General features: G+C 58.3%; 13 protein-coding genes. 6 read left to right on the forward strand and 7 right to left on the reverse strand.

What is annotated here, in order from left to right; genetic code table 11:
- Positions 1–220: 220 nt before the first annotated feature.
- Both NV64_RS08455 and yeaG read right to left on the reverse strand, forming a co-directional pair.
- Positions 221–1,501 carry a YeaH/YhbH family protein gene (locus tag NV64_RS08455; RefSeq protein WP_056242095.1) on the reverse strand — a complete coding sequence of 427 codons (1,281 nt, stop codon included), beginning with the start codon at positions 1,499–1,501 and terminating at the stop codon, positions 221–223.
- An 84-nt stretch (positions 1,502–1,585) separates the two neighbouring features.
- Entirely contained in the window at positions 1,586–3,520 is a 1,935-nt protein-coding gene (yeaG, locus tag NV64_RS08460) for a protein kinase YeaG (RefSeq protein WP_056242098.1), read from the reverse strand.
- A gap of 560 nt (positions 3,521–4,080) precedes the next feature.
- Between yeaG and NV64_RS08465 the strand changes: the two genes are divergently transcribed.
- The gene (locus tag NV64_RS08465; protein ID WP_369814412.1) at positions 4,081–4,806 is read left to right on the forward strand and encodes a MipA/OmpV family protein; all 726 of its coding nucleotides are present in this window, start codon (positions 4,081–4,083) and stop codon (positions 4,804–4,806) included.
- 156 nt (positions 4,807–4,962) lie between these two features.
- Here NV64_RS08465 and NV64_RS08470 read toward each other — a convergent pair whose 3' ends face one another.
- Both NV64_RS08470 and gapA read right to left on the reverse strand, forming a co-directional pair.
- On the reverse strand, positions 4,963–5,853 hold the full coding sequence (locus NV64_RS08470) for a D-hexose-6-phosphate mutarotase (protein ID WP_056242105.1): 891 nt from the start codon (positions 5,851–5,853) through the stop codon (positions 4,963–4,965).
- A 68-nt stretch (positions 5,854–5,921) separates the two neighbouring features.
- Positions 5,922–6,920 carry a glyceraldehyde-3-phosphate dehydrogenase gene (gapA, locus tag NV64_RS08475; RefSeq protein WP_056242109.1) on the reverse strand — a complete coding sequence of 333 codons (999 nt, stop codon included), beginning with the start codon at positions 6,918–6,920 and terminating at the stop codon, positions 5,922–5,924.
- A gap of 340 nt (positions 6,921–7,260) precedes the next feature.
- Between gapA and msrB the strand changes: the two genes are divergently transcribed.
- Together msrB and NV64_RS08485 are read left to right on the forward strand one after the other, a co-directional pair.
- Positions 7,261–7,671: a peptide-methionine (R)-S-oxide reductase MsrB gene (gene msrB, locus NV64_RS08480; protein WP_056242111.1), complete on the forward strand. Its 411-nt coding sequence runs from the start codon at positions 7,261–7,263 to the stop codon at positions 7,669–7,671.
- A 10-nt stretch (positions 7,672–7,681) separates the two neighbouring features.
- Entirely contained in the window at positions 7,682–7,960 is a 279-nt protein-coding gene (locus NV64_RS08485; RefSeq protein WP_056242114.1) for a YeaC family protein, read from the forward strand.
- 99 nt (positions 7,961–8,059) lie between these two features.
- On the opposite strand, the gene ansA is transcribed toward NV64_RS08485, so the two are convergent.
- Complete coding sequence (gene ansA, locus NV64_RS08490) at positions 8,060–9,073, reverse strand: asparaginase (protein ID WP_056242117.1); 1,014 nt, start codon at positions 9,071–9,073, stop codon at positions 8,060–8,062.
- Between the two features lie 92 nt (positions 9,074–9,165).
- Positions 9,166–11,028, reverse strand: a complete 1,863-nt coding sequence (sppA, locus tag NV64_RS08495) for a signal peptide peptidase SppA (RefSeq protein ID WP_101505733.1) — start codon at positions 11,026–11,028, stop codon at positions 9,166–9,168.
- A 188-nt stretch (positions 11,029–11,216) separates the two neighbouring features.
- Between sppA and NV64_RS08500 the strand changes: the two genes are divergently transcribed.
- The 3 genes from NV64_RS08500 to NV64_RS08510 are packed head-to-tail and all read left to right on the forward strand — an operon-like array spanning position 11,217 to position 14,002.
- Entirely contained in the window at positions 11,217–11,768 is a 552-nt protein-coding gene (locus NV64_RS08500) for an NAD(P)H nitroreductase (RefSeq protein ID WP_056242122.1), read from the forward strand.
- A gap of 12 nt (positions 11,769–11,780) precedes the next feature.
- Positions 11,781–13,703, forward strand: a complete 1,923-nt coding sequence (locus tag NV64_RS08505) for a DNA topoisomerase III (protein ID WP_056242125.1) — start codon at positions 11,781–11,783, stop codon at positions 13,701–13,703.
- The gene (locus NV64_RS08510) at positions 13,700–14,002 is read left to right on the forward strand and encodes a DUF1496 domain-containing protein (protein WP_056242129.1); all 303 of its coding nucleotides are present in this window, start codon (positions 13,700–13,702) and stop codon (positions 14,000–14,002) included. The genes NV64_RS08505 and NV64_RS08510 overlap by 4 nt, the downstream gene beginning before the upstream one ends.
- 8 nt (positions 14,003–14,010) lie before the next feature.
- On the opposite strand, the gene xthA is transcribed toward NV64_RS08510, so the two are convergent.
- Positions 14,011–14,817, reverse strand: coding sequence for an exodeoxyribonuclease III (xthA, locus tag NV64_RS08515; RefSeq protein ID WP_101505734.1), 807 nt, complete (start codon positions 14,815–14,817; stop codon positions 14,011–14,013).
- Positions 14,818–15,088 lie beyond the last annotated feature (271 nt).

Below are 15,088 nucleotides of genomic sequence, written 5' to 3' on the forward strand. Positions count from 1 at the left end.
ACTCCTGGCAGTGATATGATTTTTTAACAGTGTGTTTTAAGTGCGGGTAAAAAGTCAAAAACTGAACGCCAGTCTACCCCAATCAGCGCAGAGAACGGCACTCTGCAACAGGGTAACCTAAAAAAAGCACGCTAAACGGCCGCTGAGGGGATAAGTTTGCTTTTTTTTCAGCGGATTGCTGACAGGACCGGCGGCGGGGAGCCGCCGGTAGGGCAGGAGGTTAATAGCTCTCTTCCACCTGTTTGCGGAACAGTTCACGGAACACCGGATAGATATCCTCCGGCTCACGTATATGCTGAATGGCAAAATTATCGAAGGTTGACTGCAGATGTTCATATTCGCGCCACAGGGTCTGGTGCGCACGTCGGGTAATTTCGATATAGCTGTAGTAACGCACCACCGGCAGGATCTCTTTCGCCAGAATCTGATGACAGAGCGGCGAATCATCCGCCCAGTTATCGCCGTCAGAGGCCTGTGCGGCGTAGATATTCCACTGCGCCGGGTCGTAGCGCTCTTTTACCACCTCCGCCATCAGCTTCAGCGCGCTGGAAACGATGGTGCCTCCGGTTTCCTGTGAATAGAAAAACTCCTGTTCATCGACCTCTTTCGCCTGCGTATGGTGGCGAATATAGACCACGTCGACGTTCTTGTAGGTGCGGCTCAGGAACAGATAGAGCAGGATATAAAAACGTTTGGCCATATCCTTGGTGGCCTGATCCATCGAGCCGGACACGTCCATCAGGCAGAACATCACCGCGCGGCTGGACGGCTCCGGGCGCTTCTCATAGTTGCGGTAGCGCAGGTCAAAGGTATCGATAAACGGCACCCGCTGAATGCGGGCGCGCAGTTCCGCAATCTCCTGGCGCAGCCGCTCCTCTTCCAGCAGCTGCGCCGGCTCGCTGGTTTCCGCCAGCTGCAGTTCGGCTTCCAGCTCCTGCAGCAGACGTCGCTTGCCGGCGGTCATTGCCGTACGCCGTGCCAGCGAGTTCTGCAGCGAGCGCACCACGCTGATATTCGCCGGTACGCCGTTGGCGGTATACCCCGCGCGGTGGGTTTTGTACTCGTTAAGCTGACGATGCTGGTTGCGCTTCAGGTTCGGCAGCGCCAGGTCCTCGAACAGCAGGTCGAGGTACTCATCTTTGGAAATCTGGAAAACAAATTCATCCTGACCTTCGCCGTCCTTGCCGGCCTGGCCCTGACCGCCACCGCCGCCACCGCCGCCGCCCTGTGGCCGCTCTACGCGATCGTTCTGCACGAAATGGTCGTTGCCGGGGTGCACGCGGTAACGCTCCCCGCCGCGCCCCTGGTGAAAAATCGGTTCGTTGATGTCTTCAATCGGGATCGAGACGGACTCGCCGCTCTCAACGTCGGTAACCGAACGCTTGTTAATGGCCCCGGCGATTGACTGTTTAATTTGCGACTTGTAGCGGCGCAAAAAACGCTGGCGGTTAACCGCGCTTTTGTTTTTGCCGTTCAGTCGCCTGTCGATAAAGTAGGCCATAGCTCCCCCAAACACCGTTGCAGCTCGGGCCGGAGGTGAACCCCCGGCCCGTTGTCAGGCATATCCTGTGCAGGATAGCGCCGGTTACGATGATTTTCTTACCCGCAGATACCATTCGCACAGCAGGCGCACCTGTTTACGCGTATAGCCTTTCTCCATCATGCGGTCGACAAAGTCATCGTGCTTTTTCTGCTCGTCGGTCGAGGTTTTCGCATTAAACGAGATCACCGGCAGCAGCTCCTCGGTATTGGAAAACATCTTCTTCTCGATCACGGTGCGCAGTTTTTCGTAGCTGGTCCAGTTTGGATTGCGGCCGCTGTTGTGCGCCCGGGCGCGCAGCACAAAGTTAACGATCTCATTACGGAAGTCTTTCGGGTTACTGATCCCGGCCGGCTTCTCAATTTTCTCCAGCTCGGCGTTCAGCGCTTCGCGGTCAAACAGCTGGCCGGTATCCGGGTCGCGGTACTCCTGATCCTGGATCCAGAAGTCGGCATAGCTGACGTAACGGTCGAAGATGTTCTGGCCGTACTCGGAATACGACTCCAGGTAGGCGGTCTGGATCTCCTTGCCGATAAACTCGGCGTACTTCGGAATCAGGTAGCCCTTCAGGTGTTCCAGATACTTCTCCGCCTGATCCTGCGGGAACTGCTCGCGGTCGATCTGCTGCTCCAGCACGTAGAACAGATGCACCGGGTTGGCCGCCACTTCCGCGTGATCGAAGTTAAACACCCGCGAGAGGATTTTAAAGGCAAAACGGGTGGATAAGCCGTTCATCCCTTCATCCACGCCGGCGTAATCGCGATACTCCTGATATGACTTGGCCTTCGGATCGGTATCCTTCAGGCTTTCGCCGTCGTACACGCGCATTTTCGAGTAGGTGCTGGAGTTCTCAGGCTCTTTCAGGCGTGAAAGGATTGAGAAGCGGGCCAGCGTTTCCAGCGTGCCGGGCGCGCAGGGTGCATGGGTCAGCTCGCTGTTGACCAGCAGCTTCTCGTAAATTTTCATCTCTTCAGACACGCGCAGGCAGTAAGGCACCTTGACGATATAGACGCGGTCGAGGAAGGCTTCGTTATTTTTGTTGTTGCGAAAGGTCACCCACTCGGATTCGTTGGAGTGCGCCAGGATAATGCCGTTAAACGGCAGGGCGGAGATGCCCTCAGTGCCGTTGTAGTTGCCTTCCTGGGTGGCGGTCAGCAGCGGATGCAGCACCTTAATTGGCGCTTTAAACATCTCGACGAACTCCATAATCCCCTGGTTGGCCCGGCACAGCGCGCCGGAATAGCCGTAGGCGTCCGGATCGTTCTGCGCGTGGTTCTCCAGCTTGCGGATGTCAACTTTACCCACCAGCGCGGAGATATCCTGGTTGTTTTCATCGCCCGGTTCAGTTTTGGCAATCGCCAGCTGTTCCAGGATTGATGGCCAGACCTTCACCACTTTGAAGCGGGTAATATCGCCGCCGAAGTCGTGCAGGCGTTTAGCGGCCCACGGCGACATGATGGTGCCGAGGTAACGGCGCGGAACGCTGTACTCTTTTTCCAGAATCTGCGCATCCTCCTGCGGATTAAACAGGCACAGAGGATGGTCGTTAACCGGGCTGCGTTCACCGTCGGCGCTCAGCACGTAGATCGGCACACGCTGCATCAGCGACTTCAGGCGTTCTGCCAGCGAGGATTTACCCCCGCCGACCGGGCCAAGCAGATAGAGGATCTGTTTTTTCTCTTCCAGGCCCTGGGCGGCATGTTTGAGGTAGGAGACGATCTGTTCAATTGCCTCTTCCATGCCGTAGAACTCTTCAAACGCCGGATAACGCGCAATCACGCGGTTGGAAAACAGACGGGAAAGACGCGGCTCCTGGGCAGTATCGACCATCACTGGCTCACCAATCGCCATTAACAGTCGTTCCGCCGCATTGGCGTAAGCACTGCGATCTTGCCGGCAAATGGTAAGATATTCCTGCAGTGTGAACTCTTCGTCCTTGGCAGCTTCGTAGCGCTGACGATAGTGATCGAATATATTCATAGAGATGCCCGTCCTGTTAGAATCATTGGGAACACAAGGGTCAAACTGTATTTCTCAGTTATGCCAACCAATCGAATCAAGGTCAAAAATGCGTCTGGGTCCTTATTGTTATGAGCGTGTATCCTCGAAAGATCAAGTATTAACGGGCAACGCATAATCTGAATGGAGCTCACATTTTGTGCGAGAATTAGCATAAAATACTGCTAAAATGTCACTATTCAGAAGATGAGTGGTGAATGTGACGGTGTCAGGCTTTAAAGATGCGAATATAACCACCGCGGCAATGGTTGGTAAATTCTTGTATGCCAGAGTCGATCACAAAATGGCACAGAAGCTAACGCATTCCATAGCTTACCGCTGTGGCGATCGGGCAATGCGCAGGGGAGGGTGCAACTATCACCTGGTAAATTATCCCGGCAGGACATTAGCGTGGTTAATTGATTCTAAGTGCTGTATTTGATGTAAATTTATTACCAACTGCGTATTCCTGGTTAGAATGTTAAGTCTGTCGTTTTTATTTATGGATCGAATTACTTGTGAGCTACGTAAAACTCTCTGTCCTGAGCAGCGCCGTTTCGCTCTGCCTGGCGTCCTCTTTCGCCCACGCTGCCCCGTTAACCCTTGGCGCTTCGCTGCTGTACAGCGAAAGCCCGTACAAAAGCGGCCAGGACCGTTACTATCCGGTCCCGGTAATCAACTACGACGGTGACAGCTTCTATCTTAAGAGCCTGCAGGCGGGCTACTACCTGTGGAAAGATCCGACTAATCAGCTGTCGCTGACGGTGCTGGGTTCGCCGCAGAACTTCGACCCGAACGACGTTGATGATGGCGACATGCGCGAGCTGAACAAGCGCCGCTGGACGCTGATGGGCGGCCTGGCTTATCGGCACAGCGCGGACTGGGGTATCGTGCGCACCACGCTGGTCGGCGATATGCTGGACAACAGCAACGGGATCATCTGGGACTTGACCTACCTGTACCGCTTTGAGTTCGGTCAGTTCAGCCTGACGCCGGGCATCGGTGCGCTGTGGAACAGTTCAAATCAGAACGATTACTACTACGGCGTCTCGTCTGGCGAATCTCAGCGTAGTGGCCTGAACCGCTATGAAGCCGATGACAGCTGGAGCCCCTATCTGGAGCTGACCGGCGCATGGAGCATCAGCGAGCACTGGAATGCCACCGTCTCCGGCCGCTACATGCGCCTGGGCGATGAGATTAAAGACAGCCCGATGGTTGATAAGAGTTCCCAGATGCTGCTGTGGACCGGGATAAGCTACACCTTCTGATACGGCGAGAGATCGTGTCAACATGAAACAGGGCGCTTAATGCGCCCTGTTTTTTTTTGCTGCAGCAGGACAGGCTTTTCAACAGGCCAGCGTTTTAACGCTGACCCGTAACCCCAGGCTCAGTGCCCGGCCATCTGAGGCTGTGCAGCCATCCGATTAGCCCTGTACCGCCGTACGTTTACGCAGGCGGAAGGTCGTCGCCAGCCTGGCGGGTTGTTCACCGGCGCTCTGCAGCGGCTCAGAGATGCGCGCGGTCTCCACGCAGACCATGGTTTTATACCCTTCGTTCGCCATATCCCCCATGCTGCAGGAGAGTTCCGGGCCGGGGTTCCAGGTGACAACGTCACTTTGATAGTGATGATAAACCTCGACAACGCGTTCACCGCGCGCATCGTCAATGATGCTGCAGTCTGCCGGGGCGGTAAAGACACGGTCAATGCGGCCCGGATAGGTCTGACGGCCGTCCGTCGCGGTGCCCGCCGCGCCGTTATTAACCTTGTCCAGATAGTCTGGCCCAAGCCCGCTAACGGTGACGCCGGCGATGTCGGCCACCGCAAAGTAGCTGTGCAGGGCGGCCGTCGCCTGGTAGTCACCGTGGGCTTCCAGTTCAATTTCGCAGTGCTCGCCGAGGCGGAAGCGGGCCAGCAGCGTAAAGTCATGCGGCCACAGCTTTTTGGTCTGCTCGCTGCTTTCCAGGCTGAATGTCAGCATCACACATTCGTCGTTTTCATCATGGGCGGAGAGCGTCCAGGGCAGATTACGCGCAAAGCCGTGCGCCGGCTCGCCTGCCGGGCCAAACCATGGCCAGCAGATCGGCACGCCACCGCGAATTGCCTTGCCCGCGGTCAGCGGGGTCTTCTCACTCAGCCAGATAACCGGCCGTTCGCCGGAGGGTTGCCAGGCGACCAGGTGCGCGCCCTGTAGGGTGACGGCGGCGCGCACCTTCGGATGGGTGACCACCACCACCGGCAGTTCGCCGAGCTGGCGCTGGGAAAGGTAAGGGCTAATCTGATTGATGACCGGCAGTGAAAAAAGGGATTCGTTCATGATGATCCTCAGACGTTAAGCAAAAAAAAAGGGCGACCGTAGTCGCCCTCAGATTTAGTTCACGTCGCTTATTTTTTAGCGATGTGAGCAACCAGGTCCAGGACCTTGTTGGAGTAACCGGTTTCGTTATCGTACCAGGAAACCAGCTTAACGAAAGTGTCGCTCAGTGCAATACCGGCTTTCGCATCGAAGATAGAGGTCAGCGTTTCACCGTTGAAATCGGTAGAAACCACTTCGTCTTCGGTGTAGCCCAGCACGCCTTTCATTTCGCCTTCAGCAGCGTCTTTGATCGCGGCACAAATTTCTTTGTAGGTCGCAGGCTTAGCCAGACGCGCGGTCAGGTCAACCACAGAAACGTTAGGGGTTGGAACGCGGAACGCCATACCGGTCAGTTTGCCGTTCAGCTCAGGGATCACTTTACCTACCGCTTTAGCTGCACCGGTAGAAGAAGGGATGATGTTCTGAGATGCGCCGCGGCCGCCGCGCCAGTCTTTGTGAGACGGGCCATCAACGGTTTTCTGAGTCGCGGTGGTGGCGTGTACGGTGGTCATCAGCGCTTCAACGATGCCGAACTTGTCGTTGATGACTTTAGCCAGCGGTGCCAGGCAGTTGGTGGTACAGGACGCGTTTGACACGATATCCTGGCCGGCGTATGACGCGTGGTTAACGCCCATAACGAACATTGGGGTGTCATCTTTAGACGGGCCAGTCAGAACGACTTTCTTGGCGCCAGCTTCGATGTGTTTACGCGCGGTGTCGTCGGTCAGGAAGATACCGGTGGCTTCAGCAACCACGTCAACGCCCGCTTCGTTCCACTTCAGGTTAGCTGGATCGCGCTCAGCGGTAACACGGATGGTTTTGCCGTTAACAACCAGATGGCCGTCTTTGACTTCCACGGTGCCCTTGAAGCGGCCGTGAGTGGAGTCATATTTCAGCATGTAAGCCATGTACTCGGCGTCGAGCAGATCGTTGATGGCAACGATTTCTACATCAGAACGTTCCTGAGCAGCACGGAAAACGATGCGGCCGATACGGCCAAAACCATTGATACCTACTTTGATAGTCATATATTCCACCAGCTTGTTGATAGTGAATAAAAGGTTGGCAGTAAAATTACAAAAACCGCGCCAGGCGTCAAGCGGAATCGTGTCAATTGTTGCGACAGGTCAAACCTTGAGACAGGAATAATTCAAAAAATGTGCGTTCCTCTGGCGCGTGCCAGTGCTACATATTGGGGCTTTTTCCCGGAAAGAAAGCAACTCTTTCGTCAAAGGGTGATCTGGCTCACACTTCTTCCGAAGAAGCGTTTTCCGCTCACGGGCTGCAAGAAAAATTCACCTGATGTTGTTATGTCTTTGTTAGAATCAGGGTTCAGATTGACAGAATAACCTAGCCAGAGAGCAGACCATGGCCGATAACACTTCCCCTCATTCACCCGAAAACGAACTGACCGAGATGCAGCGCTACGTGACCCAGCAGCACGGCACCGAACCGCCATACTCCGGTAAACTGCTGCACAATAAAAGCGAAGGCCTTTACCACTGCCTGATCTGCAAGGCACCGCTGTTCTATTCGACCACCAAATATGATTCAGGCTGCGGCTGGCCGAGCTTCTATCAGCCCTGTAGCGACGACGCCATTCGTTATCTGGAAGACGATACGCACGGCATGCAGCGCGTTGAGATCCGCTGCGGCAGCTGCGATTCGCACCTGGGGCACGTGTTCCCGGACGGACCGCAGCCGACCGGCGAACGTTACTGCGTCAACTCCGCTTCGCTGAGTTTTACCGATGATGAAGGCAACACCACCCAGGGGTAACGGAGCAGCAATGGAACTTAACGAGATGATTGCCGGCATGACCGAAGAGGTCTATCAGCGGCTGGCCACGGCGGTGGAAACCGGCAAGTGGGCCGACGGCGTGGCGCTGACGCCGGAGCAGAAGGAGAACAGCCTGCAGCTGGTGCTGTTGTGGCAGGCGCAACACAATGATAACCCACAGCATATGAGCGTGGCGAAGGGCGGTGAGATGGTGATGAAGAGCAAAAAACAGCTGAAAGAAGAGTTCGGTATCAGCGATCCCGACGTTACCCGCATTCGCCTGCAGTAATTATTCCTGAATCTATTCCTTCAGGAATAATTTTACCTGAAAAGCGCTAAACCTGTTCAGCAGATTGCTGAACAGGTTGGCTGGCCGCCGACGGTGAATTTAGTCCGCCGTCAGCTCACCGCGCAGGTTGGTTTGCATCAGCCTGCGGATCTCATCACTGCTCAGGTCCTGGCTCAGCAGCCAGTGCAGTTTGGTCAGCGTGGCTTCGACGGTCAGATCGGCCCCGCTGATCACCCCGGCGTGCGCCAGCGCGTTGCCGGTGGCATAACCGCCCATATTCACCTTACCGGACATGCACTGCGTCAGGTTGACCACCACAATCCCGCGCGCCGACGCGTCCCGCAGTTCCTGCAGGAACTCTTTGTTCTGCGGCGCGTTACCGACGCCGTAGGAGCGCAGGATCAGCGCCTTCACCGGCTGCTGCAGGAAGTTACGTACCACCTCGGCAGAAATCCCCGGATAAATGGTTACCACGCCGATCGGCTGTGGGGTGATAGGGTGCACGATCAGCTCGCCCTGGCCGGCCGGTGCCGCCGGGGTGTTCAGGCGGCGAATGTGGATGCCGGCTTCCAGCAGCGGCTCCAGGTTCGGGGAGTCAAAGGCGTTGAAGCCATCTGCGTGCGCTTTGGTGGTGCGGTTTCCACGGTACAGGGTGTTATTAAAGAACAGGGTCACTTCGTTAATCGGGTAGTTGGCGGCCACGAACAGCGAGTTCAGCAGGTTCTGCTGACCGTCGGAGCGCAGCTGCTCCAGCGGAATTTGTGACCCGGTCACAATAACCGGTTTAGCCAGGTTCTCCAGCATAAAGGAGAGGGCAGACGCGGTGAAGGCCATGGTGTCGGTGCCGTGCAGGATCACAAAGCCATCATAGCGGTCGTAGTTGTCGCGGATATCATCCGCAATCGATTGCCAGTCCTGCGGCGTCATATCTGATGAGTCGATCAGCGGTTGATACTCATGGATGGTAAAGTCCGGCATCTCCGGGCGGTGGAACTCCGGCATGTTCGCCACCTGCTGCTGCAGGTGGCCGGAAACCGGGATAAAACCCTGTTCGGAACGCTGCATGCCGATGGTTCCGCCGGTATAGGCGACATAAATCGATTTTTTTTGCATGGATAAAAACTCAGGCTTGGCGAAAACGCGCAGTATAAGGGGATTGGCGGGGAAAAACAGCCCGGCAACGCGTTGCCGGGCGGAATAGTGAGTTACTTCACATCACCACAGGTCAGACAGTACGCATAGCGGTTCTGCGGGTCGTTGAGGCTGCCCAGCAGGCCGGGTTGCTTCTTCATCGACGCCATCACGTCATACAGCGGGGCCGGCAGCCATGCCTGCAGCGCGGCGGGCAGAACGGCCTTTGCTGAGGCGTCCATCTGGCTGAACAGCAGGTCGATCATCCCCGGCTGATCCTGATACCACTTCAGCTCCGGTTGGCTGATTTTCGCCAGCTCGGCGGCCTTAGCCACCGCGTCGTCGAAGTCGCCCAGCGCGTCCACCAGACCGTTGGCTTTGGCATCGCTACCGGTCCACACGTGCCCCTGCGCAATCGCATCAATCTGCTCCGGGGTTTTATGACGCGAGTCCGCCACCAGGCCGAGGAAGTTCTTATAGCCGTACTCAATGCTCAGCTGCATCATCTGCTGCACTTCCGGCGGCAGGGCCTTGGTGGTGGCGATGTCCGCCAGCGGAGAGGTGGCCACGCCGTCGGTATGCACGCCGATGCTGTCCAGCGAGTTCTCCACGGTGTTGATCACCCCGAAGATGCCGATCGAACCGGTCAGGGTGTTCGGGCTGGCGATAATGTAGTTAGCCGGCGTTGAGATCCAGTAGCCGCCGGAGGCCGCCAGGCCGCCCATCGACACCACCACCGGCTTACCGGCCGCTTTCGCCGCCGCCAGCTCTTCACGGATGGTTTCCGACGCGGTCACGCTGCCGCCGGGGCTGTTGACCCGGAGGACGATCGCCTTAATCTCTTTATCCAGACGCGCTTCGCGGATTTCCGCCGCGGTGGTGTCGCCCCCGACGCTGCCCGGTGTCTCTTCACCGTCCATGATCGCGCCGCTGGCCACGATCACCGCAATATTGCCTTTTTTGTCGGCCGTCGCGGTGGGCTTCAGCGGATAGTTGTAAATGCTGGTGCCGGCGTAAGACTTTGCGTCTTTATCCCAGCCGAAGGCCTTCACCAGCTGCTGTTCGGTGGCGGCCGGCCCGGCCAGTTCGTCGACCAGCTTGTTCTCTTTGGCATACTGAGCGGTATCGCCGCCCAGCTTCTGCAGGTTGTCGAGAACCCCCTGCGCGCCCGGGAACACCTGCTGTGCGGTCAGCTGACGGTTAGCGGCCAGCTGGTTCAGGTAGTTCTGCCACAGTTCGCCGACCCAGCGGCTGTCCGCATCGCGTGCCGCCGGTGACATATCGTCACGCAGGAACGGCTCCACCGCCGATTTGTAGGTGCCGACGCGGAACACGTGTGAGCTGACCTTCAGCTTATCCAGCAGCGTTTTGTAGTAGAGACTGTTGGTGGCGAAGCCGTGCAGGTCGACGCCGCCCTGCGGCGACAGATAGATCTTATTCGCGAAGCTGGCGAGATAATACTGCGCCTGGCTGTAGCTCTCCCCGGTGGCGTAGATCGGCTTGCCCGCGTCGCGGAACTCGCGCAGCGCCTTACCGATGTACTGCAGCGAAGGCTGGTCAGCGCCGGCAAAGTTGCGCAGATCCAGCACCATGCCGGTTATCTTATCGTCACTTTTCGCCTGACGAATCGCATCCACCACGTCAAACAGCGAGTTCTCCTGCAGGCGGTCGCTGCCTGCACCCAGCAGCTGGCGGCCAATTTTGCTTAACTTATTGCTGACCGACGGGTCGTCAACCACCACCCCGGTCAGATCGACGGTCAGCGCGCCTTTCTGCACATCTGACGGCGCGTCGCTGCCGTGCAGCTGGACCCAGATCCCGGCACCGACCAGGATCAGCAGGATCAGAAACAGATTGAGGATAAACTCGCGGATAAAATTCAGTACCCGCCAGCTCCATTTAAAAATGCCAGTGACAACTCGCCACAACACGCGCATACGCTCTCCATCGTCGCCATGAATACCCGGCCGCGCCTGCATCAGGGGACGCAGGTCGCAGAGCGGGCAGTAATGCAGACATCCTAATTAGCAGGGGCGGAATTGTCAGCATTAAAAAGCGCAAAGCTGTAACAAATCATCATCCTGTGCTAGTTTCAGCGCAACGTTTCCCAAGTCAGGAGAAAGTGATGGACGCTCTGGAATTACTGGTTAATCGCCGTTCGGCATCACGGTTAGCGGCGCCGGCACCGGCAGGTGAGGCGCTGGACAACATTCTGCGCGCGGGCATGCGCGCCCCGGACCACGGCGCGCTGCAGCCGTGGCGCTTTATCATCGTTGAAAACGACGGACGCGAGCGCTTCAGCGCCCTGCTGGAGCAGGTGGCCCGCGACGGCGGCCAGGACGATAAGGCGATTGAGAAAGCGCAGCAGGCCCCGTTCCGCGCGCCGATGATCATTACCGTGGTGGCGCACTGCGACGACCATCCGAAGGTGCCGCGCTGGGAGCAGCTGGTCTCTGCCGGCTGTGCGGTGATGGCGATGCAGATGGCCGCCGTGGCCCAGGGCTTTAACGGCATCTGGCGCAGCGGGGCCTGGACGGAAAATCAGGCGGTACGTGAGGCGTTCGGCTGCCGCGATGGGGATGCCATCGTCGGTTTCCTCTATCTCGGCACCCCGCAACTGAAGTCGTCCACCACCGTGCTGCCGGCCGACAGCGCGCCGTTTGTCCGCTATTTCTGAGTGGCAAGCTGAATGCGTCTGTTTATTGCCGAAAAACCGAGCCTGGCCCGTGCCATCGCGGACGTGCTGCCCAAACCCCACCGGCGCGGTGACGGTTATATTGCCTGTGGCAACGACCAGGTGGTCACCTGGTGCGTCGGCCACCTGTTAGAGCAGGCGCAGCCTGACAACTACGACAGCCGCTTTGCCCGCTGGTCGCTCGCCGACCTGCCGATCGTGCCCGAGAAGTGGCAGCTGAAGCCGCGTCCGTCGGTGGCGAAACAGCTGGGGGTAATTAAAAAGCTGCTGGCGGAGGCCAGCGAGGTGGTGCACGCCGGTGACCCGGACCGTGAAGGCCAGCTGCTGGTGGATGAGGTGCTCGACTACCTGACGCTGCCGGCGGAGAAGCGTAGCCGCGTGCAGCGCTGCCTGATCAACGACCTTAACCCGCAGGCGGTAGAGCGTGCTATCGGCCGCCTGCGCGAAAACCGCGAATTTATCCCGTTGTGCGTCTCGGCGCTGGCCCGCGCGCGCGCCGACTGGCTGTACGGCATCAATATGACCCGCGCCTACACGCTGCTCGGGCGCAACGCCGGCTACGACGGCGTGCTGTCGGTCGGTCGGGTGCAGACGCCGGTGCTCGGGCTGGTGGTGCGTCGTGATGAAGAGATTGAAAACTTTATCCCGCGCGACTACTTCGAGGTCAAAGCGCATATCGTCACGCCGCAGGATGAGCGTTTTGTGGCGCTGTGGCAGCCGAGCGACGCCTGTGAGCCTTATCAGGATGAAGAGGGGCGCTTGCTGCGCCGCGATCTCGCCGATCACGTGGTGGCACGCATCGGTGGCCAGCCCGCCAACGTCACCAGCTATAACGACAAACGCGAAAACGACACCGCGCCGCTGCCGTTCTCCCTCTCCGCGCTGCAGATCGAAGCGGGCAAACGCTTTGGCCTGAGCGCGCAGACGGTACTGGACACCTGCCAGCGGCTTTATGAAACCCACAAGCTGATTACCTACCCGCGTTCGGACAGCCGCTACCTGCCGGACGAACATTTTGCCGGCCGCCACGCGGTGCTGAACGCCATCAGCGTGCATCAGCCGCAGCTGACGCCGCCGGCCGATTTCGACAGCGATCGCCGCAACCGCTGCTGGGATGACGGCAAGGTCGATGCCCACCACGCGATTATTCCCACCGCGCGCAGCAGCCGCTGCAACCTGAACGAGAACGAGCAGCAGATCTACCGGCTGATCGCCGTGCAGTACCTGATGCAGTTCTGCCCGGACGCGGTGTTCCGTAAGTGCGTGATCGAGCTGGAGATCGCCGGCGGCAAGTTCGTGGCAAAAGCGCGCTTCCTGGCCGAAGCGGGCTGGCGCGCGCTGCTGGGCAGCAAAGAGCGCGACGAGGAGAACGACGGCACGCCGCTGCCGGTGGTGGCGAAGGGCGACCAGCTGCTGTGCGAGCGCGGCGAGGTGCTGGAGAAACAGACCCAGCCGCCGCGGCCGTTTACCGACGCCACGCTGCTGTCGGCGATGACCGGCATCGCCCGCTTTGTGCAGGATAAAGAGCTGAAAAAGGTGCTACGCGCCACCGACGGGCTCGGCACCGAGGCCACCCGCGCCGGTATCATTGAGCTGCTGTTCCGCCGCACCTTCCTGTTTAAGCAGGGGCGCTACATCCACTCCAGCCCGGCGGGACGGGCGCTGATCCACTCGCTGCCGGAGATGGCGGCCCGGCCGGATATGACCGCGCAGTGGGAGTCAACGCTGACCAAAATCAGCGAGAAGCAGTGCCGCTATCAGGACTTTATGCATCCGCTGGTTGAGACGCTGCATAACCTGATTGGCCAGGCCAAACGGCAGCCCGCCGCGCACGCCTTCCGTGGACTGCCGGCACCTGCCGCCGCCGCGAAAAAACCCCGCCGTAAAGCGACCACAGCGAAGAGGAGCCCGACATGAAAGGTGTAGTGAACGCGGTATTATTGCTGGCGACGCTGACGGCAGCGGCCCAGGCGCAGCAGAGCTATATCAGCAGCGGCCATAACGGCCAGCAGGGCGGTGCGGTGGTGGTTGACGTGCCGCCGGAGGTGTTTAACCGCGGCGGCGACAGCGCGGCCCCCTGCCAGCGCTGCTGCATTTATGAGAACCGCAGCTACAGCGAAGGTGCGGTGCTGAAGACGGAAGGGGTACTGCTGCAGTGCGTGCGCGATGAGCAGAGCCTGGGCACCAGTAATCTGATCTGGCGGATAGTGAAATAACCCTGCAATCAGAAGCTGAACTCTGCCCACACCGGCGCATGGTCTGAAGGTTTTTCCATGCTGCGGATCTCATAGTCGATGCCGGTCGCCGTGCAGCGATCGGCCAGCGACTGGCTGGCCAGCAGCAGATCGATGCGCAGGCCGCGGTTGTCGTCAAAGCCCTTCGAACGATAGTCAAACCAGGAGAAACGGTCGTTGACCCCGGCGTTCTGTACCCGCCAGGTATCGACCAGCCCCCAGCCGAGCAGACGGTCCATCCACTCACGCTCTTCCGGCAGGAACGAGCACTTGCCGGTGCGCAGCCAGCGCTTGCGGTTCTCTTCACCAATACCGATGTCGAGGTCGGTGCTGCTGATATTCATATCGCCCATGATCAGCACCGGGTTGCTGGCCTGCTGCTGCTGCAGCAGATAGTCCTGCAGGTCGCGATAAAACTTCTCCTTGGCCGGGAACTTGGTCGGGTGGTCACGGCTTTCGCCCTGCGGGAAGTAGCCGTTAATTACCGTCAGCGGCCCCAGCGGACTGTCGATATCCGCCATGATGATGCGGCGCTGCGCGTCTTCTTCATCGCCGGGAAAACCGCGGCGTACGGCGATCGGCGCGGCTTTGGTCAGCAGCGCCACGCCGTAGTGGCCTTTCTGCCCGTGATAAAACACGTGGTAGCCGAGTTTTGCCACCTCTTCCAGCGGAAACATATCATCGTGGACCTTGGTTTCCTGCAGGCCGATCACGTCCGGCTGGTGCTGTTCTACCAGCGCCTGCAGCTGGTGCGGACGGGCGCGCAGCCCATTGATATTAAAAGAGACAAATTTCATAGTGGCGGCCAGATAGCATTCAATTGAGGCGGGAATGGTAGCAAAATCTGGTCGGAAAATGAATGAGGGCAGAGCGAAAGAGCGGATGACAAAAGCAAGTGAGAAATCAAAGTCGGGTAGGGTGATAACAACAGAACAAGGAGATTAAGGAGAAACAGAGAGATTCAGGTGAAAGAAGGTAACGCAGAGGGCGGTCAGAAATGGTGGTGGGGGAAGGATTCGAACCTTCGAAGTCGATGACGGCAGATTTACAGTCTGCTCCCTTTGGCCG

Origin of the sequence: Erwinia sp. B116, from assembly GCF_002865965.1 — a bacterium.
Classification (GTDB): domain Bacteria; phylum Pseudomonadota; class Gammaproteobacteria; order Enterobacterales; family Enterobacteriaceae; genus Erwinia.

Excerpts from the sequence above, each read along its gene's own strand:
- NV64_RS08455 (WP_056242095.1), bottom strand. The coding sequence starts at position 1,501 with ATGGCCTACTTTATCGACAGGCGACTGAACGGCAAAAACAAAAGCGCG.
- yeaG (WP_056242098.1), bottom strand. The coding sequence starts at position 3,520 with ATGAATATATTCGATCACTATCGTCAGCGCTACGAAGCTGCCAAGGAC.
- NV64_RS08470 (WP_056242105.1), bottom strand. The coding sequence starts at position 5,853 with ATGAACGAATCCCTTTTTTCACTGCCGGTCATCAATCAGATTAGCCCT.
- gapA (WP_056242109.1), bottom strand. The coding sequence starts at position 6,920 with ATGACTATCAAAGTAGGTATCAATGGTTTTGGCCGTATCGGCCGCATC.
- msrB (WP_056242111.1), top strand. The coding sequence starts at position 7,261 with ATGGCCGATAACACTTCCCCTCATTCACCCGAAAACGAACTGACCGAG.
- NV64_RS08485 (WP_056242114.1), top strand. The coding sequence starts at position 7,682 with ATGGAACTTAACGAGATGATTGCCGGCATGACCGAAGAGGTCTATCAG.
- ansA (WP_056242117.1), bottom strand. The coding sequence starts at position 9,073 with ATGCAAAAAAAATCGATTTATGTCGCCTATACCGGCGGAACCATCGGC.
- sppA (WP_101505733.1), bottom strand. The coding sequence starts at position 11,028 with ATGCGCGTGTTGTGGCGAGTTGTCACTGGCATTTTTAAATGGAGCTGG.
- NV64_RS08500 (WP_056242122.1), top strand. The coding sequence starts at position 11,217 with ATGGACGCTCTGGAATTACTGGTTAATCGCCGTTCGGCATCACGGTTA.
- NV64_RS08505 (WP_056242125.1), top strand. The coding sequence starts at position 11,781 with ATGCGTCTGTTTATTGCCGAAAAACCGAGCCTGGCCCGTGCCATCGCG.
- NV64_RS08510 (WP_056242129.1), top strand. The coding sequence starts at position 13,700 with ATGAAAGGTGTAGTGAACGCGGTATTATTGCTGGCGACGCTGACGGCA.
- xthA (WP_101505734.1), bottom strand. The coding sequence starts at position 14,817 with ATGAAATTTGTCTCTTTTAATATCAATGGGCTGCGCGCCCGTCCGCAC.